This window comes from Saccharomonospora saliphila YIM 90502 (assembly GCF_000383795.1).
In the GTDB taxonomy this organism is placed as follows: domain Bacteria; phylum Actinomycetota; class Actinomycetes; order Mycobacteriales; family Pseudonocardiaceae; genus Saccharomonospora; species Saccharomonospora saliphila.
In genome coordinates this window covers 84,497-86,471 of record NZ_KB912629.1, presented here as the reverse complement: position 1 = coordinate 86,471, position 1,975 = coordinate 84,497, and the positions used below count along the sequence as shown (strand labels likewise).

At 73.6% G+C, this 1,975-nt stretch carries 2 protein-coding genes; both read left to right on the top strand.

What is annotated here, in order from left to right:
- A partial coding sequence (locus SACSA_RS21470) for an NHL repeat-containing protein (RefSeq protein ID WP_019813888.1) occupies positions 1-1,418 on the top strand: 1,418 nt, incomplete at its 5' end.
- A gap of 33 nt (positions 1,419-1,451) precedes the next feature.
- Entirely contained in the window at positions 1,452-1,805 is a 354-nt protein-coding gene (locus SACSA_RS0104520) for a GroES family chaperonin (protein ID WP_019813886.1), read from the top strand.
- The last annotated feature ends 170 nt before the right edge of the window (positions 1,806-1,975 follow it).

Sequence of the window (1,975 nt, the reverse complement as noted above, 5' to 3'; positions counted from 1 at the left end):
CCCACGCCCGCGCGGGCCGGGGGAGCCGGACGGGCACCGACGAGCCCGCGCTGCGCTTCCCGGCGAAGGCGGTGGCCACCGCCGAGGGGCGGGTGCTGGTGGCCGACACGGCGCACCACTCGGTGGTCGAGTTCGCCTCGGACGCCGAGACGGTGGTGCGCCGCTTCGGTGACGGCACACGCGGCCACACCGACGGCGCGTTCGACGTGGCGCGGTTCGCCGAACCCTCCGGGGTGACGCTGCTCCCGCCCGAGGTGGCCGAGCGTGCCGGGTACCACCTGCTGGTCGCCGACACCGGCAACCACCTGCTGCGCGGTGTCGATCTGCGCACCGGATCGGTGCGCACGGTCGCGGGCACCGGGAACCAGTGGCGCGACGGCGCGGACTCCGGTGCCGCCGAACGGGTGGACCTCACCAGTCCGTGGGACGTGCGCTGGTGGGAACCGGCGGGCGGTGTCGTGGTCGCGATGGCGGGCAACCACACGCTCGCGGTGTTCGATCCCGTGCGCGGTGAGATCGCCCGCTTCGCCGGTACCACCGTGGAGGGCCTGCGCGACGGCGACGTGCGCTCGGCGTTCTTCGCGCAGACCTCCGGTCTTGCCGTCTCCGGCGACCGCCTGTGGCTCGTGGACGCCGAGACTTCCGCCCTGCGCTGGATCGAGCCCACCGGCGGTGCCGACGAATCCGGCTTCGCGGTGCGCACGGCCGTGGGTGTGGACCTGTTCACCTTCGGCCACCGGGACGGACCGGCCGAGCGCGCGCTGTTGCAGCACCCCACGGGGCTGTCGGTCCTGCCGGATGGCGCGATCGCGGTCGCCGACACCTACAACGGCGCCGTACGCCGGTTCGACCCGGACAGTGGGACGATGTCCACGCTCGCGCACGACCTCGCCGAACCCTCCGACCTGCTGGTGACCGACACCGGGGTGTTCGTCGTGGAGTCGGCCGCGCACCGCCTGCGCGTGCTGGCGCCGGAGGCCGCTCCGGGCGACGGCGGGGCAGGCGCGGGTAGCGCCGTCGACGGCGAAGAGCTGCTCGTGCGCAGGCCTCCGACGGTGCTCGCGCCCGGCACCGTGCACCTGTCGGTGGTGTTCACCCCGCCGGACGGGGAGAAGCTGGACGACCGGTACGGCCCGTCGACCCGGTTGGAGGTGAGTGCCTCCCCGCCGGACCTGCTCGTCGACGGCGCGGGAGAGGGCACCGACCTCGAGCGCACGCTGACGCTCGCGGAGGGACACGAGGGCGGCGTGTTGCAGGTGGTGGCCCAGGCGGCGAGCTGCGACGCGGACGCCGAGCACCCGGTCTGCCGGGTCACGCGGCAGGACTGGGGCGTGCCCGTGCGCGTGGAACGGGAGGGCGGCAGCGGGTTGCCCCTCGTCATGGCGGGAACTCCCTCCGGACAGGCGGAGCACGTCTGAGGTCTCCGACCCACCCTTCTCGCGCGACGTAGCATGACTGACGTGTCAGAACCCAACGGTCCACTCGAAACGGACACGAAGCTCGAGATCCAGATGCTGCACGACCGCGTGCTCGTGCGGTTGCCGTCCGAGGACGGGGAGCGGCGCAGCACGGGCGGCATCGTGATCCCGGCGACCGCGCAGGTCGCCAAGCGGCTGTCCTGGGGCACCGTACTCGGCGTGGGCAGCAACGTGCGCAACGTCTCGGTCCGCGACCGGGTGTTGTTCAACGCCGAGGAGCAGTTGGAGGTCGAGATCCAGGGCGAGGCCTACCTGGTCATGCGGGAACGCGACATTCACGCGGTGGCCAGCGAGCGGACGGAGCACGGGACGGGGCTGTACTTGTAGGAGTCACGCGCGGGGAGCTGCCTGCCGGCTCCCGGGGACGGCATCGGGGGAGGAACCGGTGGGTGATCCGGACGGGGAACGCACCAGCGACACCGACCTGGTTGCCGAGCTGCTCGCGGCCGGGCGGGCCACCGGCGCCGGTGCCCGGCCGCCGGGGCACTCCCGCGGGC